Raw genomic sequence first — 23242 nt, 5'->3', positions numbered from 1 at the left:
GGCGCCGATCCGTCCGCCGGTTGGTCTAACTTAGGCATGTGAGTCAGCCCCCAGTCTTTCCGCAACAGCCGCCGGCCGGTCCGCCGCCTGGCTTCCCTCCCCCGGGTTTCGCGCCGCCGCCCCCGCCCCGGCGTTCGAATGCCGGTGTCCTGCTCGGCTCCGCCGGCATCGTGTTCTTCGCGGTGGTGGTCGCCGTGGTGATCCTGGTGGTGATGAACAACCAGGCCGAGGCCGACCGCCCGCACGCGACGGTGCTGGCATCCGAGATCGAGGCGCACAGCGACACCCGTCTCAAGGTCGCGGAGTACCGGGTGTACACGGATCTGTTGCCGGGCAACGCCTACGCCGGCGAGCAGTCCAGCCTGATCTCGGCGATGTACGCCGGGCTCACCCGCTCCGATCCGGACAGCGGGGAGCCCGAGCCCCGCGTCGCCAGGGACTGGAAGACCGACGATGGTACGAAGTGGACGATCACGCTGAAGAGCGGCTACACCTTCCAAAACGGCGAGAAGGTGACGGCGAAGTCGTTCATGGACGCGTGGAACTTCAACGTCAAGACCGACAACAAGCAGACGAACCAGCAGTTGTACAAGCCCATCAAGGGGTACAAGGACGCCAAGAAGAGCGGCAAGCTGTCGGGGGTGGAGGCCCCCGACGACCACACCCTGGTCGTCACGCTGGACGAGCCGATCCCCGACTTCCCCAGCCTGCTCGCCCACCCCGCGTTCTACCCGATGGCGGCGGCCTGCCTGGACGACACCTCCGCGTGCGGGCGCACCCCCATCGGCGACGGCCCGTTCAAGCCGACGGGCGACATCGCCGGCGGCGCCACCGCCTCGCTGGACCGCTGGGCGGACTACGCCGGCGACAAGCCGCAGTACGCCGGCATCGACGTCACCTACTACGACACCCCCGACAAGCTGCAGGTCATGATCGCCTCGGACGGCGTCGACGTGGGACAGACCAGCTACACGTCCGACTCGTCGTCGGGCGGGCAGGCCGAGGACTTCCCGGCCAACACCATGAGCTCCCTCGTGATGCCCGACAGCAAGGGGTACAAGGACCCCAAGTTCCGTCAGGCCATCTCCCTGGCCCTGGATCGCCAGGAGCTCGCGTCGACCTTCAACTACAAGTCCAAGCCCGCCACCTCCTTCACGCCCCCGGCTGCGCTCGGCAGCGCCAAGGACAGCTGCGGCAACTGCACCGGCGACAAGGAAAAGGCCAAGCAGCTGCTGGACGACTCCAAGTGGAAGAAATCCAAGACGTTCAAGCTGTCGGTGTTCGACTACCAGAGCCAGTGGGGTCAGGCGGCGTGCGCCGAGATCCAGGACGCGCTCGGGCTGACCTGCGAGGTGCGGTCCATCCCGTCGTCGGATTACGGCAAGATCGACGCGTCCAAGACCAAGACGGCGCTGTTGTGGTCGTGGGCCGGGGATTACGGCACCAGCAACGCCTTCCTCAGCGGCTTCTACGTCGATTCGTTGAAGGTGAAGGACTCCAAGTACACCAAGCTGCTGGACGCGGCCAACAAGCACTCCACCGTGAAGGAGGCCGCCGACGGCTATGCCAAGGCCGAGGCGCGCCTCGACGACTTCCTGCCCGCGATCCCGCTCGTCACCGACGTCACCAGCGTGTTGCACGCCGACCGGGTGCTGAGCGAGAGCGTGTCGGTGGACCTGACCACCGGCGGCGTCCAGCTGGATCTGTTGCAGGTCAAGCGGACTTAGGGCCGACCAGCTCGAACAGCACCGTGTCGAGGCGGTCCAGTGCCTTGGCGATCCACGGCAGCATCAGCGGGTAGGCCGAGCGCAGCGCGGCCTCGCGCTGTTCGTCGGTGTCGCCGTACAGCTGGCTGGTGGCCACCCGCAGCCGCAGTTCCTTGACGCCGTCGCCGAAGGCGCTGCCGGGCAGCACGCCCACGGCGAAGCGCTCCAGCAGCAGGCCGGACAGTTCGGCGCCGGTGCGCGCCGACCACCTGGCGTCCAGGAGTTGGCGGTGCGGCGCGAAGTCCGGGTAGACGTAGAACCCTCCATCGGGGACGGCGGTGTCCGCTCCGGCGGCGGTGAAGCGTTCGGTGACGGCGCGCGAGACCGCGGCGTGCAGGTGGCGGGATTCGGCGACCCGCTCGCGCAGCTCGTCGGGCTCGCCGAAGGCGTAGGCGGCGGCGTACTGCACCGGCTGGGCCACCGAGGACCACAGTTCGCTGGCGATGGTGGCCATCCGCTCGTACAGCAGCTCGCCGAGGTGGCTGTCGGGCAGCCGGGCCACGCCGATCCGCCAGCCGCCCAGGGCGAGGCTCTTGGACAGGCCCGTGGTGATGATGGTGCGCTCCGGCGCGACGTCGGCGGGGCTGAGGTAGGAGCGGTGGGCGTCGAAGATCAGGTCGCGGTAGATCTCGTCGGAGATGATCACGAGGTCGAAGTCGCGGGCGACCTCGCAGGCCTGGCGCACCAGCTCGGGTGCGGCCAGGGTGCCGGTGGGGTTGTCGGGCAGCGTCATGACCATGGCGCGGACGTCGCGCCCGGTGGACCGGGCGTGGTCGAGGTAGTCGCGCAGCCGCCGCGGGTCGGGAACTCCGCCGGCGCCGGCGACGGTGGGCACGAACATGGGCTCGGCGCCCAGCATGTCGGCCTGGGCGGCGTAGCTGACCCAGCTGGGCTGGGGCAGGACGACGGCGTCGCCGCCGATGGCGGCCAGGGCCGCGTACAGCAGCGGTTTGCTTCCGGGCCCGGCGATCACGGACTCGGGGCGGGTGGGCAGGTCGCGGCGGGTCCAGTAGCCGGCGGCGGCCTCGCGCAGCGGCGCGACGCCGGCGACCGGGCCGTAGCCGGCGCGTCCGGCGTGGGCACACAGTTGGGAGATCAGGCTGGGGTGCACCGGAAGCCCCGCCTCTCCGAAGCCGAGCGGAAGAACGTACTCGCCACCGCGACGCTTTCTGGCGATGGACTCGTTGGCGGCCAAGGTGGCTGAGACAGGCACTGAAATCTCCGATTTGTGTGCTTTGTGGCTATTCTCTCTGGTTCCTTCACCAGTCTTGACCACAATTAGCGTAAGCACAAACGAAAGTTTCCGTTGGTTAGCGTAAGCTCTGGTTATGCTAGATCCACGACGGCTGCGCCTGCTGCACGAGTTCGCCAATCACGGCAGCATCGCCGCGGCGGCGGATGCCTTGGGCTATACGGCATCGGCCGTCTCTCAGCAGCTCGCCGCGCTCGAGAAGGAGGCCGGCGTCGCCCTGCTGGACCGTACCGCACGTAGCGCCGTGCTCACCGAAGCGGGCCAGCGACTTGTGTCACACGCGGGCTCGATCCTGGGCGCCATCGAGGCGGCCGAGGCCGACCTGGCCGCCCAAGCCACCACGCCGAGCGGGCGGGTGGTGGTGGCCGCCTATCCCAGCGCGGCGGTGGCCCTGGCCCCGCCGGTGGCCCGGCGGCTGCGGCGCCACAGCGCCATCGCGCTGGAGCTGCGGCAGGCCGACACCTCCGAGAGCCTCGGGGAGCTGCGGTCCGGCGACGTGGACATCGCGCTGGTGGACGACTGGTCGGGCACCCGGCGACCGAAACAGGTAGGGTCCCTGTCCTTTCATTACCTGTGCCACGATCCGCTGGTGCTGGTGGTGCCGCACGGCCACGAGCTGTCCACCGCCTCCGAGCTCCACCTGTCGGAGCTGGCCGACGAGACCTGGATCGCGGCGCTGTCGGGGGAACCGTCGCGGGTGGCGCTGAACCAGGTGCTGCGCGGCGCGGGGATCTCGCCGGCGATCCCGTGGCAGTTCGAGGGTCTGGACACGATCGTCACCCTGGTGGCGCGCGGGCTGGGCATCACGATCGTGCCGCGGATGTCGGTGGCCGATCGTCACTACCATGTGGACATTCGGGAGTTCGCGCAGCCGCTGCCGGGCCGGGACCTCTACGCGGTGCACCGGATCGCCAGCGCCGAGCGCCCGGCGGTGGCCACGGTGCTGGGGCTGTTGCGGGGCGCGGCCCAGAAGCTGTCGTTACTCGGCGACCAGGTCGCCGGCCCCGCCGAAGATGTCGTCGTGCGCGATGCGCAGCGCGGCCAGCACCGCGCCGGTCATCACCGGCGGGTCGGCGAGTTCGGAGGCGCGCACCTCGGTGGGAGTGACGTCCAGTGTGGTCAGGTGGCGGGACACCATGGTGGCCAGCTCCTCGCCGCCCGCCTGGCCGATGTCGCCGGCCAGCACGATGAGCCCGGGGTCGACGACCGCCACCAGGGCCAGGGTGCCCAGCGCGATCCGGGCGGCCAGGGCGTCGACGAAGTGCGCGGCCGGGGTGTCGTCGGCGGCGCAGGCGTCGCGGACCTGGGTGGCCACCGGGGCGTCGGGCAGCTCGTATTCGGCGGCCAGGTCGCGCACCGCCTCGGCCGAGACCAGGGAGTGCAGTCCCCCGGCGCCGTGGCCCGGCACGGGGAGGCGGGCGCCGGGCACGGCGAGCTTGCCGACCTCGCCGGCGCCGCCCGAGGCGCCCTGACGCAGCGCGCCGTCCAGGATCACCGAGGCGCCGACGCTGCGGTCCAGCCACATCACGGCCAGGTCGCGGCGCCCGAGCCCGGCCCCGGTGTGGAGTTCGGCGATCCCGGCCAGGTCGGCCTCGTTCTCGAAGGCGATCGGGACGTCGAGCGCGTCGATCAGCCCGGGCAGCAGCGCGGCGTCCCAACCGGGGTATTCGTAGCCGGGCAACAGTTCCCCGGTCTGCTGGTCGGCGAAGCCGGGGGCGCCGACCACGACGGTGTGCAGGCTGCCGAGCTCCACCTCGGCCTTGCGGGCGGCGTCGCCCAGCGCCCGGCGGATCAGCGCCGCCAGGGCCGGTTCGTCGCCGACGGAGCGCCGAGAGGTGGCCACGACACGCCCGGACAGGTCGGCAAGCGCGACATGAATTGCGCCACTGCGGACGTCCACCCCGGCGACGTGGGCGTAGTCGGTCACCAGACCGTACACTTTGGCGTTTGGTCCGCGACGCCGCTTTCCGGACTCTCCGACCTGCGTCACCAGACCCCCCTCTTGCAGGCGATCCAGTAGGTCCGCAATGGAGGGACGGGACAGTCCCGTGAGATCCCGCAATTGCGGGGCGCTCAGGCGTCCATGATGGACAAGCAGATCCAGCGCCATGCGATCGTTGATCGCACGGGCCAGTTGGGGGCTGGCCGGATTCGGCTTCATTTTCGTCCTTTTCATCAGGGAGCCTGCCTGTTATTTTAGGCTCTGGGTCGCCAACGTGTGGTCGGGCGGCAAATTTCTAGGAGGTTACTTAATGAAACAGCGGCGTGCCCTCGGCGCGGTGGCCATGGTATGCGCGGCACACGGGGTGGTGTCGGGTAGCTTCGCCACCCGCGTCCCGTGGATCTCTTCGCATCTTGAGCTGTCCGCCGGTTCCCTGGGGTTGGCGCTGTTGGCGCCGGCGCTGGGCGCGCTGGTCGTGACGCCGCTGGCCCCCCGGCTGGTGGCGGCCTGGGGCGGGCGACGCACCACCCGCACCGCCGCGCTGGCGTACACCCTGAGCCTGATGACCCCCGCCTTCGCCCCGAACCTGGCGGTCCTGTGGGTGACCCTGCTGGGCATGGGGGTCGCCGCGGGCGTGTGCGACGTCGCCATGAAGTCGCAGGGCCACGCCCTGGAGACCCGGGTGGGCCGTCCCGTCATGTCGAAGCTCTACGGCGCTTGGAGCGTGGGAACACTGGCCGGAGCGGCCATCGGCACCGTCGCGACATTGAGCGGCGTCGACGCCCGCCTCCACCTGGTGTGGGTGGCGCTGGGGCTGGCCGTGCTGGCGGCCAGCGCCTCGGTCGCGCTGCCGGCCTCTCCTCCCCCGGCGCGGCGCGCGGCCGAGCCGCGGACCCGCGCGACACTCCCGCGGCCGTCCCGGATGCTGGTGGCGGTGGTGGCCGTGGCGTTCTGCGCCACCTTCGCCGAGGCCTCCGCCCACACCTGGAGCGCGCAGTACATCGCCGACGTCACCAAGTCGGGCCCGACCGTGTCCTGCTTCGGCTTCGCCGCCTTCGTCGCGGCGATGGCCACGGGACGGCTGTCGGGCGACGTCCTGATGCGTCGGTTCGGCGGACCGCGGCTGGTGCAGACCGGCGGGCTGCTGGCGGTGGCCGGCGGCGCCCTGGTAGTGCTGGCCCGCACCCCGCTGCCCGGCATGGTGGGCTTCGCCGTCCTGGGTCTGGGCATCGCGGTGGTGATGCCGGTGGCGCTGGGCGCCGGCGCCGAGGCCGGAAGCTCGGCCAGCCAGGGGATCACGGCGGTGCTGGGCTGCGTCCAGCTGGCCGCCATGGTGGCGCCCGGCGCCATCGGCGCCGTCGGTTCGCTGGTGTCGCTGCCGGTGGCGTTCGCCGCGGTGGTGGCGGCGACGGTGCCGGTGGTGCTGCTGGCCACGGCGATGCGTCCACAGCCGACGGTCGAGGCGGAGCCGGTCGCGGCCGCCGAGCCCGTCACCTACGCGGTGGGCCGGGTCGTCCTGGACGGCCCCGTCATGGGCGAGCAGCTGGACCCGACGCTGGAGATGCCCGCCTTCACCCGCGGCGAGGAGGCGCTGGCGGCGGCGTGACGTCGGCGTCGCGGACGCCGCAAAGGGTCCCCGGCCGCCCAGGTGCCTTATGCTGCTGCGGTTGGACCCACGAGGGAGGCCGCGGCCGCATGACCACCGACACCCCGACGAAGCACGGGTTGCGGTCCTGGCTCTTCAAGGGCTGGGACCGCAACGCCGGGCCGCACGCGCAGCCCAGCCAGCAGCACGCCCCGCACCGCTGGTGGCAGGTGATGTGCCTGACGGGCGTGGACTACTTCTCCACCCTGGGTTATCAGCCCGGCATCGCGGCGCTGGCGGCCGGCGCCCTGTCGCCGATCGCCACGCTGCTGCTGGTGGCGATGACCCTGTTCGGCGCGCTGCCGGTGTATCGGCGGGTCGCCAGGGAGAGCCCCAACGGCGAGGGTTCCATCGCCATGCTGGAACGGCTCCTGCCCTGGTGGGCGGGCAAGGTGCTGGTCCTGGTCCTGCTGGGCTTCGTCGCCACCGCCTTCATGATCACGATCACGCTGTCGGCGTCCGACGCCACCGCCCACATCGAGGAGAACCCGTACGCCCCCGGGTTCGTGCACGGCAACCAGGTGATCGTGACCCTGGTGCTGGTCGCGGCGCTCGGGGCGGTGTTCCTCAAGGGATTCGCCGAGGCCATCAAGATCGCCGTCGGCCTGGTCGGGGTGTACCTGGCGCTCAACGTGGTCGTCATCGGCGTCGGCCTGTGGAAGGTGGTCGGGCACCCCGTCAAGGTCACCGACTGGTGGGGGCTGTTGACCACCCAACACGCCAGCCCGATCGCGATGGTCGCCCTGGCGGTGCTGGTGTTTCCGAAACTGGCGCTGGGCCTGTCGGGATTCGAGACCGGCGTTGCCGTCATGCCGCAGGTCAAGGGCGACGCCTCCGACACCCGGGCCAAGCCGACCGGGCGGATTCGCGGCACCAAACGCCTGCTGACCACGGCGGCGCTCATCATGAGCGTCTTCCTGATCTGCTCCAGCTTCGTCACCACCGTGCTGATCCCGCCGAAGGCGTTTCAGGCCGGCGGCCAGGCCAACGGCCGCGCGCTGGCCTATCTCGCGCATGAGTTGCTCGGCAACGGATTCGGCACCGTCTACGACCTCAGCTCGATCGCGATCCTGTGGTTCGCCGGCGCCTCGGCGATGGCGGGGCTGCTCAACATCGTGCCCCGCTACCTGCCGCGGTACGGCATGGCTCCGGAGTGGACGCGCGCGGTGCGCCCGCTGGTGCTGCTGTTCGGCGCCATCGCCGTGGTCGTCACCTTCGTCTTCGACGCCAATGTGGACGCCCAGGGCGGCGCGTACGCCACCGGGGTGTTGGTGATGATGCTGTCGGCGGCGTTCTCGGCGACCCTGGCGGTGTGGCGGCAGGGCCTGCGCAAGACGGCGCTCGGGTTCGGCTTCATCACCGTGGTCTTCGTCTACACCACTTTGGACAACGTGATCGAGCGGCCCAGCGGCGCCGCCATCGCGGGCATGTTCATCGGGGGGATCCTCGTCGCCTCGCTGTTCTCCCGGATCTTCCGCTCCTTCGAGCTGCGCGCCACCGGCGTCCATTTCGACGCCAAGGCCCTCGACCTGATCGCCGAGGCGTCGGCCAGCGGCACGGTGCGCATCGTCGCCAACGAGCCCAACGAGCGCGACGCCGCCGAATACCGGGAAAAGGAATACAGCCAACGGTTCCAGACCCACATCCCGTCCGACGACCCCGTGATCTTCCTCGAGGTCAACCTGTCGGACTCCTCGGACTTCAGCGCCGCGCTGAACGTCGTGGGCAAGATCCGGCACGACGCGCGGGTGTTGGAGGTGGACAGTCCCGCCGTGGCCAACACGATCGCCGCGGTGCTGTTGGCGGTCCGCGACAAGGCCGGGGCGCTGCCCCACGTCTACTTCAACTGGACCGAGGGCAACCCGGTGGCGCACCTGTTCAAGTTCCTGGTCTTCGGGGTCGGCGAGGTCGCCCCGGTGACCCGGGAGGTGTTGCGGCGCGCCGAACCCGACCTGGCCAGGCGCCCCGCCGTCCACGTCGGGTAAGGGCGCCGCGGGCATAAGCCGTAGAACCGGTTGGTGATCGGCAGGCGGCGGTCGCGCCCGAAGGACTTGACGGTGATCTTGGTGCCGGGCGCGGTCTGGCGGCGCTTGTACTCGGCGAGGTCCACCAGCCGCAGCACGCGGTCCACCGTGGCCTCGTCGTGCCCGTCCGCCAGCAGCTCGGCGCGCGAGGCGTCGCCGTCGATGTAGCCGGCCAGGATGGCGTCGAGCTCCTCATACGGCGGCAGGGAATCCGAGTCCTTCTGGTCGGGGCGCAGCTCGGCGCTGGGTGCCTTGGTGATGATGTTGTCCGGGATCGGCTCGACCTCGCCGCGGCGCTTGGCGTCGGAGTTGCGCCACCGCGCCAGCTGGAACACCAGGGTCTTCGGGACGTCCTTGATGGGCGCGTAACCGCCGACGGTGTCTCCGTACAGAGTGGAGTACCCCACGGCGTACTCGCTCTTGTTGCCCGCCGCCAACACCAGGTGTCCGTGCTGATTGGACAGCGCCATCCAGATCACCCCGCGCACCCGGGCCTGGAGGTTCTCCACGGCCAGTCCGGACAGCGACAACTGCGAGAGGTAAGCATCCACAATGGTTTGAATCGGCTCGACGATGTAGTGCAGCCCGGTGCGCTGCGCCAGATCGGCGGCGTCGTCCTTGGAGTGCTGCGAGGAGTATTGGCTCGGGTTGGACACCGCGTTCACCCGCTCGCCGCCCAGCGCGTCCACCGCCAGGGCCGCCACCACCGCCGAGTCGATGCCGCCGGACAGGCCGAGCAGCACCGAGCCGAAGCCGTTCTTGTCCACGTAGTCCCGCAGGCCCAGGGTGAGGGCGCCCCAGATCTCGGCCAGGTCGCCCAGCGGCTCGGCCATGACGGGGGTGACGAGGTTCCTGCGCAGTGGCAGGGGCTCGGGCGAGATCACGGTGTGGCGCACCGCCATCGGGGCGCCGGTGACCTCGGGGACGCCGGCGGCGGCGGGGAGCGTCAGGTCGCGGATCAGCAGCTCCTCGGTGAACTGCGGGCCCCGGGTGAGCGTCTCGCCGCCCGGTCCGACGATCATCGAGTCGCCGTCGAAGACCAGCTCGTCCTGGCCGCCGATGATGTTGACGTAGGCGACGGTGGCGTCGGCCTCGGCGGCGCGGCGGGCCACCAGGGGCAGCCGCACGTCGTCCTTGTTGCGCTCGTAGGGGGAGGCGTTGATGTTGACGACCAGGCCGACGTTGGCCTGGCGCGCCACGGCGAAGGGCCCGCCGGGCTGCCAGATGTCCTCGCACACGGTCACGGCGATGTCGACGCCGCCGACGCGCACCACGTCCAGGGTGTCGCCGGGGACGAAGTAGCGGTTCTCGTCGAAGACGCCGTAGTTGGGCAGGTGGTGCTTGAAGTAGCGCACCTTGACCTCGCCGCGGTGCATGACGGCCAGGGCGTCGCGGGGTCCGGCGTCGGTGCGGGCGTCGGCGTCGAGACGGGCGGGGCCGTCGGCGTCGAGGTAACCGCACACCACCACGGTGTCGCCCAGTCCCGCGGCGTCCAGGTCGGCGGCCAGGGAGACGACCCGCTCCCGGCTAGCTTCCACAAAGGACTTTCGGAACACCAGGTCCTCCACCGGATAGCCGGTGAGCATCATCTCCCCGAAGGCCACCAGATGGGCGCCCGCCTCCTGGGCGCGCCGCGTCCATTCGACGACCGCCGCGGCGTTGCCGTCCAGGTCGCCCACGGTGGAGTTGGTCTGAGCTAGCGCGATGCGCAGTGTCGGCATGCGGCCATTATCGTCACACCGACCTCAAATGCCAAACACCGGGCCTAGGCGATATCCAGTGTGGCCACTCGGCCGTCGGGACCCGACGCCCAGCAGGCGAAACCCCTGGCACATTGCACGGCGTCGAACTTCCCGGTGTCGAAGGAGCGCCAGTGGCGCCCGCCGTCGGCGCTGATGTCGCTGCCCGTGGGGCCGACCGTGATCGCGATCGATCCGGTCACATAGGCCACCGACGAGCGGTACGCGCCGGGGCCGGACGGGGCCAGCCGCACGCCCGCGGCCCCGGTGCGGGTGTACCCGGCGGCCCTGTCCCCGGCGTCCGGCTTGGTGTAGTCGCCGCCGACCAGGATGCCGTGGTGGGCGTCGCGGAAGGCCGCGGCGTAGATCCCGGCGGAGGCGCCGCTGGCGATCGGGGTGTCGTGGGCGGTCCAGCTGTGGCCCCGGTCGGGGGTGTGCAGGATGCGGGCGGTGGCCCCGCCGCCGGTCACCAGGTAGCCGTTGCGGCGGTCGGCGGCCACCAGGCACTGGCCGCTGGCGGCGAAGGCGGCCTCGCCGTCCAGGGCCCTGGGCGAGCGATCCTCGGGAAGCACCCGCCAGCTGTGTCCGCCGTCGTCGGTGGTGATGAAGCGGATGTGGCCGTTGACCGGGTCGCTCATGGCCAGCCCGTGGCGGTGGTCGAAGAAGGCCATGCAGTCGTAGAAGGCGGCCTTTTCGGTGTTGGTGAAGCCGACGTCCCAGGTCCTGCCGCCGTCGTCGGTGGTGTAGACCCGCGAGGCGTCGGACTCCCCGATGGACAACGCGACGGCGTGGGTGGCGTCGAACGCCTCGATGTCGCGAAACTCCAGGCCGGAGGCGTTCGACGGCGAGACGTTCGCCCAGTGGTCGCCGCCGTCGGTGGTGCGCAGGATGGTGCCCTTGGTGCCGGCGACCCACGCGGTGTCGGCGGACACGGCGGCCAGGCCACGGAACTGGTTGTCCACCTTGGTGTCGGTGAGCTTCCACGCCAACCTCGGGCCGTGCGACCCCTCCGCGGCGTCGGCGGGCACCGCGGCCGCCGCGACGGTCGCCGTGGCCACGGCCGCGGCGAGCAGGCTGGCGCTCAGGGCTTTCCTCATCGGCACAACCTATCAGGACTGCTGGATACGCCTATGCGAAGAACAGGTACACGCCCACCGCCAGACCGAAAACCACGATGAACCACCGCAGCACCGGCTGCGGCAACCTCCGCGCCACCCGGGCCCCCACATACCCGCCCACCAGTGTGGACGGAGCCACGATCGCGACCCCCAGCCAGTCCACCGGGCCGAACAGCGCGTAACTGACCACCGTCGTCAATCCCACCAGCGCCGAGATCACGTTCTTCAACGCGGTCACCCGCGCCAGCGACTCGTCCACCACCAGAGCCAGGCCCGCCACCAGCATCACGCCGAGCGCCGCCCCGAAGTATCCACCGTAGACACACCCGACGCCGGTCATGATCTGCAGGCTCAGCGTCCGCCGCCGCGCCGACATGTGCGTCGGGTGCCCCACCAACCCCCGCACCCGCTTCTGGAACGCCAACAGCAACGCCGCGCCGATCACCAGGAACTGCACCACCGCCTCGAACGCCGACGCCGGGGTCAACAGCAGCAGCGCCGTCCCGGCCGCGGTGCCCACGATGGTCACCGGGATCAGGCTCCACACCCGCCGCCGCTGCCCGCTCAGGTCGTCCCAACTGCCCGCCGTCGCCGCCAGATACCCCGGGCACACGGCGACCGAATTGGTGACGTTCGCCTGCACCGGAGGCAATCCCGCCGCCACCAACGCCGGAAACGTCAACAGCGACCCACCCCCGGCCAGCGCGTTGATCGCCCCGGCGGCCAGCCCCGCCAACAGCAACAGGGATACCTGTCCAATGCCCATGTCGACTGAGCCTATGATTACCCTCGCGGACGAGTCAGCCAGGTGGCCGCGACGGTGTTTTCCTCACCGCCGAGGAACGTCCGGACTCCACAGGGCAGGGTGGTTGCTAACGGCAACCCGGGGTGACCCGCGGGACAGTGCCACAGAGAACAGACCGCCCAGCAATGGGTAAGGGTGAAACGGTGGTGTAAGAGACCACCAGCGCCCCCGGCGACGGGGGCGGCTCGGTAAACCCCACCCGGAGCAAGGTCAAGAGGAGCCCCCGGGCTCTGCGCGAACGTTCGAGGGCGGCCCGCCCGAGTTCGCGGGTAGACCGCACGAGCGCGGCGGCGACGCCGCGCCTAGATGGATGGCCACCACCGGGCGCAATGCGGCAACGCGCGCCCGGGACAGGATCCGGCGTACCGGCTGACTCGTCCGTTTTCCGCGCCTGGTGGGCGCCTTCGCCGCGTCTACCAGGCAATGAGAACCGTTGTTCTTGGGTGTCATTTGTCGTTATTGTTCCCTTTTTGAGGTCCCCGGAAGGTCCCGGTGTCCCTCAGGGTCTCCACAAATCCACTTTGCACCATCCACTAAGCTCCTCAGTGGGCCGCATCAGCAACAAGCATCGGTGCAACCGTCACCGCTGGTCGTCAGCGCCCCCTGCCCATGCCCAAGTTGCGGCAACATACGAAACGGTGACCGAGCAAATTCCAAGCTGAGACGCCAAAACTCATCGACCCTTCGCTCCCAAAGCGATCAGGTGAATCCACAATCGACGGAGCTTTTAGTGCACAAACACTTGTGTCAATTACTGAAGCGGCACACTTTGACGCGTATTTGACAAACCCCGTTTACGGGCTGTCCCGGTACAACGGCTCACCCAGACACCGCCCGGCTGCGAGTCCCGTGCGCGGCACCACAAACAAGGAACCCGCCAGCTTGGGTGCGAACGTCACCACCCGACGGGTGCGAAGCCGCATGGGAGGTCCGGACACACCCGGACGCGTTCTTTGATGCGACAGGAACTTCATCGTGCTTACACTGGCGCCCCTTCGAACGAAACCCCTGGAAGCCACATGACTGATGACGACGACTATTACCGGTGCCACTACTGCGGTGATCTGGCGACACATCCACAAAACGTCGCCATGCAGCGCGACATTGTGAATGTGAACGTTATTGTTGCCTCCTACCGAAAGTACGAGAAGTGCATCGTCCAGGTTCCTCGGTGTAACCGCTGCGAAAGCGTCGGCTCGAAACGTGTCATGCGGACCCTCTGCATCATCGCCGGAGGCGTACTGCTCGTCCCGATCTGCATAATCGGCGGAATCATTTCTCTGGGGCAGGGAGGCAGCTATGTGGCATTGTGGACTTGTGTTGGCGCCGCGGTGATCCTGTTCGCCCTGGCGACGGCGCTTCATCATTCGTGGAGGCGCACAACGCGGAACCTCAACGAACTTGACAGCTACCCGCCGATCCGGGAATTCCAATCGCAGGGCTGGAGGATCTCCTCAATGAAGTCCACATGACCCCCAGGGCGCCTGGCTTCACACTGTCCACGTACACCCCGGCTGACTCGTCCGTTTACTGGGCGATGTAGATGGTGTTGGAGGAGTCGCCGTCGCGCAGTGGGTTGGCGAACGTGACGACTTCGGCTTCGACGTTGTCGAACACCTGAGCCAGGGTCTCGGTGAAGTCGTCGTCGGGAGGGTCGTTGGACCACAGCCCGAATACCCCGCCCGGGTGCAGGTGTCCGCGGAGACGGCGCAGGCCCTCGGGGGTGTAGAAATCGGTGTGAGACGCGGCCAGCGGCTGTCGGGGCGAGTGGTCGATGTCAAGGAGCACGGCGTGATACTTCCGGGCGGGCGTATCGGGGTCGAAGCCGTCCGGCGTGGCGGCCAGGGCGAAGAAGTCGCCGTGTATCAAGCGGGTGCGGCGATCGTCGAGCAGCGGGGCCGAGACGGGCAGCAGGCGCCGCCGGTGCCAATCGATGACCTGGCCCAGTGCCTCAACGACCGACACCGAGGCGACCCGAGCGTCGTCCAGCGCGGCGACCGCGGTGTAGCCCAAGCCGAGACCGCCCACGACGACATCGAGGTCGCCTCCGGGCAGCCGCGCCAACCCCAGCCGGGACAGCTCGATCTCTCCGCTGGTGAACAGGCTGGACATCAGGAACTCCTCGTCCAGCTTCACCTCGTGGACCTCTGTCTTGGCCACGGGATCGAAGCGGCGCCGCAGACTGATGGCTCCCATGGGGGTTTGTTGCCAGTCCAGTTCCTCGAACCGCGCCCTTACCATGTCTATTGTGTACTTTCTGTTGAGGAGGGTCGTGTGATCATGCGTCGGCGTACCGGCCAGGCAGTCGGGTCCACAGGTCGAGCGGTCGCGAAACTCTCCTCGACAAGCACTGTCCGATACTGACACACCCCTGCCCCGAGGGCTGTCACAAGCGTGACTCGGCGTTTCCTCATATGACACAGACTCCACTGTCGACTATGACGGCGCCGTTGCTCCAGTCCATCGCTTCTGTCGCGGCGGGCGCTTCGTCGGCGAGTGTTTGGCGTCGGAGCGGGTGCGGGACGGGTTTCCGCCAGGTCGTGTCGGAGGCCCCGGCTAGCATGCGTGTGTAAGGAACCTGACATAAGGAGGAACCATGCCATCGGCCACCACCATCACCACCGATGCCCCGATCGCCACCCTGATCAACGTCTTCACGGTGCGGCCGGATCGCCAACGCGAGCTGGTCGATGTGCTGACGCACGCCACCGAGGAGGTGATGCGGCACCTTCCCGGCTTCGTGTCGGCGAACATCCACGCCAGCACCGACGGCACCCGCGTGGTCAACTACGCCCAATGGCGGTCCACCGACGACTTCCAGACGATGCTCGACAACCCCGACGCGCAGGTACACATGCGACAGGCAAGCGCCCTGGCGGATCGGGTCGAACCCCATCTGCACACAGTGGAGTCCGTCCACCATCGTTGATCGCGTGGCGGCCGGGCTCGATCGGCTCGTCGCCATCGATGTGTGTGCGTGCGACAGGCGAACAAATTACCTGAACCTCTGGACCCAAAACTATTGAAATAGTGAAATGTTTCATAGATAGTTCTGGGGAACTTCACCGTGCCACAACCTCCCAGGAGGCGACGATGCCCGAACCGTCGACCACACGTCGTGACCGCACGCACTTCCTTTATCTCGCAGTAATTGTCGCCGTCGTCCTCGGCGTCCTGGTGGGGTTCGGGTTTCCCGACTTCGCCGTGAAGCTGGAACCGCTGGGCACGGGGTTCGTGTCCCTCATCAAGATGATGATCATTCCGATCATCTTCTGCACCATCGTGCTGGGGATCGGCTCCGTGGCCAAGGCCGCGAAGGTCGGCCGGGTCGGGTTGATGGCCCTCGTGTACTTCCTGGTGATGTCCACATTCGCGCTGGCGATCGGGCTCATCGTCGGCAACATCCTGCACCCGGGCTCGGGCCTGCACCTCGAGCCGTCGGCGGCCCATCAGGCGCACGCGCAGGCGTCGCAGGCCGGCAGCGAGGGGGCCGTCGACTTCCTGTCCGGCATCATTCCCACGAGCCTGCTGTCCGCGTTCACCGAGGGCTCGGTGCTGCAGGCGCTGCTGGTGGCGCTGTTGGCCGGGTTCGCGCTGCAGAAGATGGGCAGGACCGGCGAGCCGATCCTGCGCGGCATCGAGCATCTGCGGCGGCTGGTGTTCCGGATCCTCGCGATGATCATGTGGGCCGCGCCCGTGGGGGCGTTCGGTGCCATCGCGGCCGTGGTCGGCGCGACCGGGTGGGAGGCGCTCAAGAGCCTCGCCGTGGTCATGATCGGCTTCTACATCACGTGTGTGGTGTTCGTCTTCGGGGTGCTCGGCACCGTCTTGTGGCTCGGGGCGCGCGTCAACGTGTTCAAGCTGCTGCGCTACCTCGCCAGGGAGTTCCTGCTGATCCTGTCGACGTCGTCGTCGGAGTCGGCGCTGCCGCGGTTGATCGCCAAGATGGAGCACCTCGGGGTGAGCAAGCCGGTCGTCGGCATCACCGTGCCGACCGGGTACTCGTTCAACCTGGACGGCACCGCGATCTACCTGACGATGGCGACGCTGTTCATCGCCACCGCGCAGGGAGACCCGCTGAGCCTGGGCGCGCAGATCGGGTTGCTGCTGTTCATGATCATCGCCTCCAAGGGCGCCGCCGGCGTCAGCGGCGCCGGGATCGCGACACTGGCGGGCGGATTGCAGGCGCACCGTCCCGACCTGGTCGGCGGCGTCGGCTTCATCCTCGGCATCGACCGGTTCATGTCCGAGGCGCGGGCCTTGACGAACTTCGCCGGAAACGCCATCGCGACCGTGCTCATCGGCAACTGGACCAGGGAGTTCGACCGCGAGCGGGCGGAAAGGGTGCTCGCGGGCGACGAGCCGTTCAACGAGGCCACGTCCCTGGACGACCACGAAGCGGCGGCGGAGCCGCAGGCGCCGGCCGAAACCGAGACCGCCTGAGCCGGGTCGTCACGCGAAGCCGCGTTCGAGGGCGTCCAGCGCCGCGCCCACCGTCGCGTTGAGGCGGCGCCGGACGCCGGCGACCGCGTGGCCCGACAGCAGTCCGTCTTGGACGGTCAGGTGGCGCAGCGCCAGGACGCCGGTCACGGCGCCCGCCCACGACGGCGAGCCGCTCGCCTCCGCCAGGGGAAGCAACCAGGATTGAAGGATCGCGGCGCGCCGGGTCGACAGCGTGGGCGATTCGTGTTCGCAGGCGGCGAAGGTGCGCATGGCCGTCCACATCGTCTCGTCGACCTCGCGCCACGGGCAGGGCCCGGCGAGGATCGGGCCGGACATCACGAGCGGGCGCAGCGCGGCGGTGCACGATCGATCGGCGCGCCGGGTGACGGCCAGCGCCAGCGCGTCCCGCACCGCGGGTTCGGCGTCGAAGAACAGGTCCTCCTTGGCGCCGAAGTAGTTGGTCACGGTCTTGACGGACACCTCCGAGGCGGCGGCGACGTCGGCGAGCGTCACGTGGTCGAAGCCGCGCCGCTCGAACAGCCGCGTCGCGTTGTCGGAGATCCGCTGGCGGGTGGCGGCTCGTTTGCGCCGGCGCAAGTTTTCCATCATAGTAATATTACTATGATGGTACATTTTTCGGGGAACGGGCCCGCGGATCGGCGGCCGCGCTGGATGGTGACGGGCGCCGGTTCGGGCCTGGGGCAGGCGATCGCCAACGCCGTCATCGACCGGGGCGACGACGTGGTCGTCACCGCTCGCGACACGGACCGACTGCGGCGCCTCGTCGACCGCGCCCCCGATCGGGTCCGCGCCGTGGCGCTGGAGTTGTCGTCCCCGCCGGACGTGGAGGCCGTCGCGCGCGACATGTCGACCGTCGACGTGCTGGTCAACAACGCCGGATACGGCCTGATGGGCGCGTTCGAGGAGGCCGGCGACGCCCAGTTGCGCGAGGCGTTCGAGGCGAACCTCTTCGGTGCCCTCGCGCTGACCCGCGCGGTGCTGCCCGCGATGCGCGAGCGCGGTTGGGGGCGCGTCGTGCAGATGTCGTCGATCATCGGCGTCACGTCGGGGCCCGGGGGCGCGGGCTACGCGGGCCCGAAGGCGGCGCTGGAGGCCATGTCCGACGCGATCGCCGCCGAGGTCGCGCCGTTCGGCATCCATGTCACGGTCGTGGAACCGGGCGCCTTTCGCACCGACTTCAGCGGACGGTCGCTGCGCCTGACCGAGGCGATGCCCGCGTACGAGCCGATCATCGGTGCCGCCCGCGACGCGTTCGCCGCGAGCCACGGCACGCAGCGCGGCGATCCCGAGCGGGCCGCGAGCGCGATCGTCGAGGCCGTCCTTTCGGCGACTCCCCCGCGGCGATTGCCGCTGGGCGCCGACGCGTTGGCGGTGCTGCGGCGCCATTACACCGACCGTCTGTCCGAGTTGGACGATCTGCCGACCGGCGCCGGAGACACCGACCTCCCCGCGACGTGAACGCTTGTCCCCCAAGCGAGCTACCCGCAAGTGTCCACCGCGAGGGGACGACCGTCGGGCGCCCGATCCGTAGCGTTCAAACGGATCGCGGCGCTCGGCCGCGGACGAGGCAAGGGAGTCGACATGAGAGTGTTCGTTCAGTTGGTGACCGTCATGGTGGTCGCCTTCGTTGGCGGGCAGGGCATCGCCCAGGTCCAGGACAAACCGTGGCCGATGCTCGGCGTCGGGCTGGCCACCGCCGTGCTGGCGTTGGTCGTGTACGGATGGGTGGTGCGCCGCACCGAGAAGCGCCCGTCCACCGAGGTGGAATGGAAGTCGGCGGCACCGGGGATCGCCTGGGGGACCCTCATCGGGATCGTGACGTTCGCGCTCGTCATCGTCAACATCGCGTTCCTCGAGTTCTACAAGGTCAACGGCCCCGGGCAGGTGTTTCCCGGGCCCGTGGGGCTGTTCGGGTACATGGCCGCGGCGGCGGTGACCGAGGAGCTGCTGTTTCGCGGGGTGCTGTTTCGGTGGATCGAGAAGGCCACCGGGACCTGGATCTCCCTGGTGATAACGGGAGTGCTGTTCGGCGGGTATCACATGCTGAACCCGGACGCGACCGTGTGGGGCGGGGTGGCGATCGCGATCGAGGCCGGAGGAATGCTGACCGCCGCGTATATCGCGACGCGCAAGCTGTGGGTGCCGATCGGCGTCCACTTTGGCTGGAACTTCGCGGCGGCGGCCATCTTCAGCACCGAGGTGTCGGGCAACGGGTCCAACAAGGGGCTGCTGGACGCCACGACCTCGGGCCCGATGCTGGTCAGCGGCGGGCACTTCGGGCCCGAGGCCAGCCTGTACTCGGTGTTGTTCTGCGTGCTGGTCGCCATCGGGTTCCTGGTGGTGGCGTGGCGGCGCGGCAACCTGGTACCCCTTCGCCGCGCGGCGCGCGTCGAACCCGCCCCTACACTTTCACAGTGATCGATCTTCGGCGGATGCTGGGACCGTGGCGTCGGCTCGACGTCGCGGTCCGCGATCTCCCGCTGGGTGTGGCGATGTTCGCCGCGTCGCTGGTGCCGGAGTGGCACAGCCTTGGGACGCGGTTGGGCGGCATGCCCGCCCATCCCTTCGACGCTCTGGCCCTGGTGGCCGTGGCGCTGCAGTCGTTGCCGCTGGCGGCGCGGCGGCGGTGGCCCGCGGCGTGTCTGGCCGTGGTGTCGCTGGGTTTCGCGGTGGACCAGCTTCGCGGCTATCACACCGTCGCGGGCACCGGGCTGGCGTTGGCGGTGCTGAGCGCGGGGGCGCATCTTCAGTGGCGCCGGCGGTGGGTCGCGGCGGCGTTGTCCGTGGCGTACGTGCCGTTGGCGGTGGTGATGTACCGGTTCGGCACCGGCGAGTCGGCCGGCGAGTTCGTGATGTTCTACCTGGCGCTGGTGCTGGTGTGGGGCATCGGGGCGTGGCTGCGGTCCACCCGGGCCGCCGAGGCGGAGCTGCGCCGCCGGGTCGCCGCCGACACCCGCGCCGCCGAACGCGCCCGCATCGCCCACGAGCTGCACGACGTGGTGACCCACCACGTCACCGCGATGGTGGTGCAGGCCGAGGCGGCGCGGTATCTGACCGCGGCCCCCGATCGCCTGGACGCCACGCTCACCGCCGTCACCGACACCGGCCGACGCGCCATCACCGACCTGCGGCACCTGCTCGACCTGCTCAACCCCGACCACGGCGGCGAGACGCTGACGCCGTCGGTCGGCGACATTCACGCGCTGGTGGAGCAGACCCGCCGCGCCGGGCAGCCGGTGGAGTTCACCGAGGACGGCAACCCCGCCGCGTCCATCGGCAGCGCCGATCTCGTCGCGCACCGGGTCGTGCGGGAGTCGCTGACGAACGCGTTGAAGTACGCGCACGGCCACCCCACCACCGTCCATGTGGGACATAGCGACAGGGAGATCGTCGTGGAGGTCGGCACCGCCGGAACGGAACCGCGCGAACGGTCCGTCGGCGGCAGCGGGCGCGGCCTGGCGGGGCTGCGCCAGCGCGTCGACGTGCTGGGCGGCGCGTTCGAGGCGGGACCCGAGGCGGGCGGCTTCGTGGTTCGGGCCCGGATTCCCGCGCAGAAGGCGTCATGACGGCGCCGATCCGGGTCGTGGTGTGCGACGACCAGATGCTGATCCGCACCGGGCTGGCCACCATCATCGACGCCCAGCCCGACATGGAGATGGTGGGCGAGTGCGGCGACGGGCGGGCCGCGGTCGACCTGGCGGCGCGGGTGGGTCCCGACGTCGTGGTGATGGACGTGCGGATGCCGGTGTTGGACGGCATCGCCGCCACCCGCCGCCTCGCCGGGGCCGGGGTTTCGCGGCCGGTCAAGGTGCTCGTGGTGACGACGTTCAATCTGGACGAATACGTCTACGAGGCGCTGCGCGCCGGGGCCAGCGGTTTCCTGCTCAAGGACGCGCCGCCCGGCCAGCTGCTGCACGGGATCCGCACCGTGGCCTCGGGCGCGGCGCTGCTGGACCCGGAGGTGACGCGCCAGCTGGTCGGCAGGTACGCCGCGCGGATCCGGCCCGCCGACGGCACCGAGCCCGACAACCCCTTGACGCCAAGGGAACTGGAGGTGCTTCGGCTGATCGCCGAGGGGCTGTCCAACAGCGAGATCGCCGCGGCACTGGTGATCAGCCAGGAGACCGTCAAGACGTACGTGTCGCGGATCCTCACCAAGCTGGGCCTGCGGGACCGGGTGCAGGCGGTGGTGTACGCCTACCGCAACGGTCTGGCAACCTGATACATCCACAACGGAGGTACGCTGTGAAATCGCTCATCAAGTTGCTCGCGCCGCTGGGGTTCCTGTTGCGCCGCAAGCGCGCCGACCCCGCGCACAGCATCGCCAACGCGCCCGAGCTGGCCGGCGACGGCCCGGCGCTGGAGCTGACGTCGTCGTCGTTCGCCGACAAGGGCACCATTCCGCGGCGCCACGCCACCATGGATCTCGGCCCGAACACCTCGCCCGCCCTGGCGTGGAGCGATCCGCCGCCCGAGACGGCGCGGATGCTGCTGATCATGGAGGACACCGACACACCCACGGCCAAACCGATGCGCCACATGGTGGCGTTCTTCGATCCCGGGCCGACGGGCATCGACGAGGGCGAGCTCACGCCGTCCGAGCCGCGCTTCACCTACCTGCGGATGCTCGGCGGGCGCACGGGATACCAGGGCCCGCGGCCGCTTCCCGGCCACGGCGTGCACCACTATGGATTCCATCTGTACGCGCTGGACGAGGCCCCGGCCCTCGAGGCCGATTCGCGCGTCGAGGACGTGCTGCCGCGGCTGGACGGGCACGTGGTGGCCGCCGGTCACCTCGAGGGCGTGATGCGCGGCTGATCGGCGCCGAAGCACGCGTCGACGAACGTCGCCGACACCCGCTCGAGGCTGTCGGGTATCCACAGTGGCGAGCGGTCCTTGTCGATGATCTGGGCCCGGACGCCCTCGACGAGGTCGGGCGAGCGCAGCAGCGCGGCCGACAGGCGGTATTCCCGCTCCAGCGCCGCCTCAAGGGAAGGCAGCGCCCGCGCCGTCCGCAGCGAACGCAGGGTGACCACAAGGGACGTCGGAGAATTGGCGGCGATCTCCTTGGCCGCCGCCTGGGCGTCGGGGTCGGGGTGGTCGCGCAGCCGCTCGACGATGTCGGCGACGGACTCCGCGGCGTAGCAGTCGTCGATCCACGGGCGGGATCGCTCCATTCGTGACGGCGGCGCGGGCGCGGCGACGGCGTCGACGGCCTCGGTGGCGTCGCGGGTCTCCAGCGCGGTGACGAGCTCGGGCAGCCGCTCGGCGGGCACGAAGCGGTCGGCGAGGCCCGCGTGGACGGCGTCGGCGGCGCCCACCGCCACGCCCGTGAGTCCCATGTGGACGCCCACCTGGCCGGGGGCGCGGCCCAGCAGCCAGCTGCCGCCCACGTCGGGATGGAAGCCGATGCCGACCTCGGGCATGGCCAGCCGGGATCGCTGCGTCACCAGGCGATGCGACGCGTGGGAGCCCAGGCCGATGCCGCCGCCCATCACCAGTCCGTCCATCCAGGTGACGATCGGCTTGGGGTAGCCGGCGATGCGGGCGTTGAGGCGATATTCGCGGCGCCAGAACTCCAGCGAAGCGTCGCCGCCCGCGGCCGCGTCGGCGTGAATGGCGCGGATGTCGCCGCCGGCGCACATGCCGCGTTGCCCGTTGCCGGTGATGAGGACGTGGTCGACCGCCGACGAATCCTCCCAGGTGTCCAGGGCGTCGGCGACGCGGTCGACCATCGGGGTGCTGAGCGCGTTGATCGCTTGGGGACGGTCGAGGATGATCCTGCCGAGCCGCCCGCTGGTGCCGACGATGACGTTCATGGCGGGGTCAACAGGGTCCTTTCGGGGATCGCGGCCCCACGGCGCGTCACGCCAGGGGAATCACCCTGCGGAACTTACCTCCCGCCGACTGCTCGGGTGGTTGGCGGGCGCGCTCGATCGTGACGCCGTCCACCTTCTGGTCGGCCAGCAGGCGGGCGAGTGCGTCCCGAACGGCCTCCCACGCGGCGTCGGGGTCGGCGCCGGGCCGGGGGCGCAGCCGCACCGCGAGCGTGGCGGGCGCGGTCTGCACCACCTGGAACTGTTCGACCCCGGGCGCGCGGTTCAAGACGGTGCCGAACCAGCCCATGGGCGACACCCTCACCGACTCACCACATCCATTGGGGACGGTTAGCATCTCGGCGACACGACCCCGCACCTGGATCGCCGGCAGCGGGTTGCCGCAGGGGCACGGGTCGGGGCGCAGCATGACGTTGTCCCCCAGGTCATAGCGCAGGAACGGCTGCACCCGGTTGGCGAGGTTGCTCAGCAGGACGGTGTGGGACAGCTCGCCGGGCGGCACCGGACGATAGTCGGCGTCGACGGGTTCGGCGACGGCCCAGTCGGCGTTGACGTGATACCAGCCCTCGGGGCAGCCGTTGCTGAGGAACGCGCACTCGCCGCAGCCGTAGGCGGCGCGGATCTTGGCGCCGAAGGCGGTGGCGAGGCGT

19 protein-coding genes, 1 other RNA gene and 2 pseudogenes are annotated in these 23242 nt (G+C 69.8%); 13 read left to right on the top strand and 9 right to left on the bottom strand.

The window, feature by feature from the left end; all coding sequences use genetic code 11:
- The first annotated feature begins 38 nt into the window (after positions 1 to 38).
- Entirely contained in the window at positions 39 to 1727 is a 1689-nt protein-coding gene (locus VE172_RS15335; protein WP_324802797.1) for an ABC transporter substrate-binding protein, read from the top strand.
- Here VE172_RS15335 and VE172_RS15330 read toward each other — a convergent pair.
- The gene (locus tag VE172_RS15330) at positions 1714 to 2979 is read right to left on the bottom strand and encodes a pyridoxal phosphate-dependent aminotransferase (RefSeq protein WP_324802796.1); all 1266 of its coding nucleotides are present in this window, start codon (positions 2977 to 2979) and stop codon (positions 1714 to 1716) included. The genes VE172_RS15335 and VE172_RS15330 overlap by 14 nt on opposite strands.
- A 115-nt stretch (positions 2980 to 3094) precedes the next feature.
- Between VE172_RS15330 and VE172_RS25475 the strand changes: the two are divergent.
- A pseudogene (locus VE172_RS25475) lies at positions 3095 to 3922 on the top strand (LysR family transcriptional regulator); the annotation flags it as partial.
- 75 nt (positions 3923 to 3997) lie between these two features.
- Here the strand turns inward: VE172_RS25475 and VE172_RS15315 are convergent.
- The gene (locus VE172_RS15315; RefSeq protein ID WP_324802793.1) at positions 3998 to 5179 is read right to left on the bottom strand and encodes an ROK family transcriptional regulator; all 1182 of its coding nucleotides are present in this window, start codon (positions 5177 to 5179) and stop codon (positions 3998 to 4000) included.
- A 91-nt stretch (positions 5180 to 5270) separates the two neighbouring features.
- On the opposite strand from VE172_RS15315, the gene VE172_RS15310 reads away from it, so the two are divergent.
- Both VE172_RS15310 and VE172_RS25720 read left to right on the top strand, forming a co-directional pair.
- Positions 5271 to 6566: an MFS transporter gene (locus tag VE172_RS15310; RefSeq protein ID WP_324802792.1), complete on the top strand. Its 1296-nt coding sequence runs from the start codon at positions 5271 to 5273 to the stop codon at positions 6564 to 6566.
- An 89-nt stretch (positions 6567 to 6655) separates the two neighbouring features.
- Positions 6656 to 8590 (top strand): APC family permease, encoded by a 1935-nt coding sequence (locus VE172_RS25720; protein ID WP_324802791.1) that lies wholly within the window; start codon positions 6656 to 6658, stop codon positions 8588 to 8590.
- 23 nt (positions 8591 to 8613) lie between these two features.
- Here VE172_RS25720 and VE172_RS15300 read toward each other — a convergent pair.
- The 3 genes and pseudogenes from VE172_RS15300 to VE172_RS15290 form a co-directional block, all read right to left on the bottom strand.
- Positions 8614 to 10350: pseudogene (locus VE172_RS15300) on the bottom strand (NAD+ synthase); the annotation flags it as partial.
- 44 nt (positions 10351 to 10394) lie between these two features.
- Entirely contained in the window at positions 10395 to 11465 is a 1071-nt protein-coding gene (locus tag VE172_RS15295) for a WD40/YVTN/BNR-like repeat-containing protein (RefSeq protein ID WP_324802790.1), read from the bottom strand.
- A gap of 31 nt (positions 11466 to 11496) precedes the next feature.
- Positions 11497 to 12252: a sulfite exporter TauE/SafE family protein gene (locus tag VE172_RS15290; RefSeq protein WP_324802789.1), complete on the bottom strand. Its 756-nt coding sequence runs from the start codon at positions 12250 to 12252 to the stop codon at positions 11497 to 11499.
- A 30-nt stretch (positions 12253 to 12282) separates the two neighbouring features.
- Here VE172_RS15290 and rnpB point away from each other — a divergent pair.
- Positions 12283 to 12672: RNase P RNA component class A (gene rnpB / locus VE172_RS15285), an RNA gene on the top strand.
- A 638-nt stretch (positions 12673 to 13310) separates the two neighbouring features.
- Complete coding sequence (locus VE172_RS15280; protein ID WP_324802788.1) at positions 13311 to 13763, top strand: hypothetical protein; 453 nt, start codon at positions 13311 to 13313, stop codon at positions 13761 to 13763.
- Positions 13764 to 13818: 55 nt separating this feature from the next.
- On the opposite strand, the gene VE172_RS15275 is transcribed toward VE172_RS15280, so the two are convergent.
- Positions 13819 to 14487 carry a polyamine aminopropyltransferase gene (locus VE172_RS15275; RefSeq protein ID WP_324802787.1) on the bottom strand — a complete coding sequence of 223 codons (669 nt, stop codon included), beginning with the start codon at positions 14485 to 14487 and terminating at the stop codon, positions 13819 to 13821.
- Positions 14488 to 14887: 400 nt separating this feature from the next.
- Between VE172_RS15275 and VE172_RS15270 the strand changes: the two genes are divergently transcribed.
- Together VE172_RS15270 and VE172_RS15265 are read left to right on the top strand one after the other, a co-directional pair.
- Positions 14888 to 15220, top strand: a complete 333-nt coding sequence (locus VE172_RS15270; RefSeq protein ID WP_324802786.1) for an antibiotic biosynthesis monooxygenase family protein — start codon at positions 14888 to 14890, stop codon at positions 15218 to 15220.
- A gap of 164 nt (positions 15221 to 15384) precedes the next feature.
- Positions 15385 to 16734 carry a cation:dicarboxylate symporter family transporter gene (locus VE172_RS15265; protein WP_324802785.1) on the top strand — a complete coding sequence of 450 codons (1350 nt, stop codon included), beginning with the start codon at positions 15385 to 15387 and terminating at the stop codon, positions 16732 to 16734.
- Between the two features lie 9 nt (positions 16735 to 16743).
- On the opposite strand, the gene VE172_RS15260 is transcribed toward VE172_RS15265, so the two are convergent.
- Entirely contained in the window at positions 16744 to 17340 is a 597-nt protein-coding gene (locus VE172_RS15260; RefSeq protein ID WP_324802784.1) for a TetR/AcrR family transcriptional regulator, read from the bottom strand.
- Between the two features lie 18 nt (positions 17341 to 17358).
- Here VE172_RS15260 and VE172_RS15255 point away from each other — a divergent pair, with 18 nt between their 5' ends.
- The 5 genes from VE172_RS15255 (at position 17359) to VE172_RS15235 (ending at position 21573) form a co-directional block, all read left to right on the top strand.
- On the top strand, positions 17359 to 18213 hold the full coding sequence (locus VE172_RS15255; protein WP_324802783.1) for an SDR family NAD(P)-dependent oxidoreductase: 855 nt from the start codon (positions 17359 to 17361) through the stop codon (positions 18211 to 18213).
- Positions 18214 to 18336: 123 nt separating this feature from the next.
- Positions 18337 to 19173: a type II CAAX endopeptidase family protein gene (locus VE172_RS15250; RefSeq protein WP_324802782.1), complete on the top strand. Its 837-nt coding sequence runs from the start codon at positions 18337 to 18339 to the stop codon at positions 19171 to 19173.
- Positions 19170 to 20321, top strand: a complete 1152-nt coding sequence (locus VE172_RS15245; protein WP_324802781.1) for a sensor histidine kinase — start codon at positions 19170 to 19172, stop codon at positions 20319 to 20321. Before VE172_RS15250 ends, VE172_RS15245 begins: the two co-directional genes overlap by 4 nt.
- Entirely contained in the window at positions 20318 to 20977 is a 660-nt protein-coding gene (locus VE172_RS15240; RefSeq protein WP_324802780.1) for a response regulator transcription factor, read from the top strand. The genes VE172_RS15245 and VE172_RS15240 overlap by 4 nt, the downstream gene beginning before the upstream one ends.
- A 23-nt stretch (positions 20978 to 21000) precedes the next feature.
- A complete protein-coding gene (locus VE172_RS15235; protein ID WP_324802779.1) occupies positions 21001 to 21573 on the top strand; it encodes a YbhB/YbcL family Raf kinase inhibitor-like protein in 573 nt (190 codons plus the stop codon).
- On the opposite strand, the gene VE172_RS15230 is transcribed toward VE172_RS15235, so the two are convergent.
- Entirely contained in the window at positions 21546 to 22574 is a 1029-nt protein-coding gene (locus VE172_RS15230) for an enoyl-CoA hydratase/isomerase family protein (protein ID WP_324802778.1), read from the bottom strand. The genes VE172_RS15235 and VE172_RS15230 overlap by 28 nt on opposite strands.
- Before the next feature lie 46 nt (positions 22575 to 22620).
- Positions 22621 to 23242, bottom strand: a 622-nt coding sequence (locus tag VE172_RS15225; protein WP_324802777.1) for a hypothetical protein, incomplete at its 5' end; no start/stop codon positions are given.

Source organism: Stackebrandtia sp. (genome assembly GCF_035643755.1).
GTDB lineage: Bacteria > Actinomycetota > Actinomycetes > Mycobacteriales > Micromonosporaceae > Stackebrandtia.
Note: the sequence above shows the minus strand (reverse complement) of the source record. Positions and strands in the feature narration are given on the sequence as shown.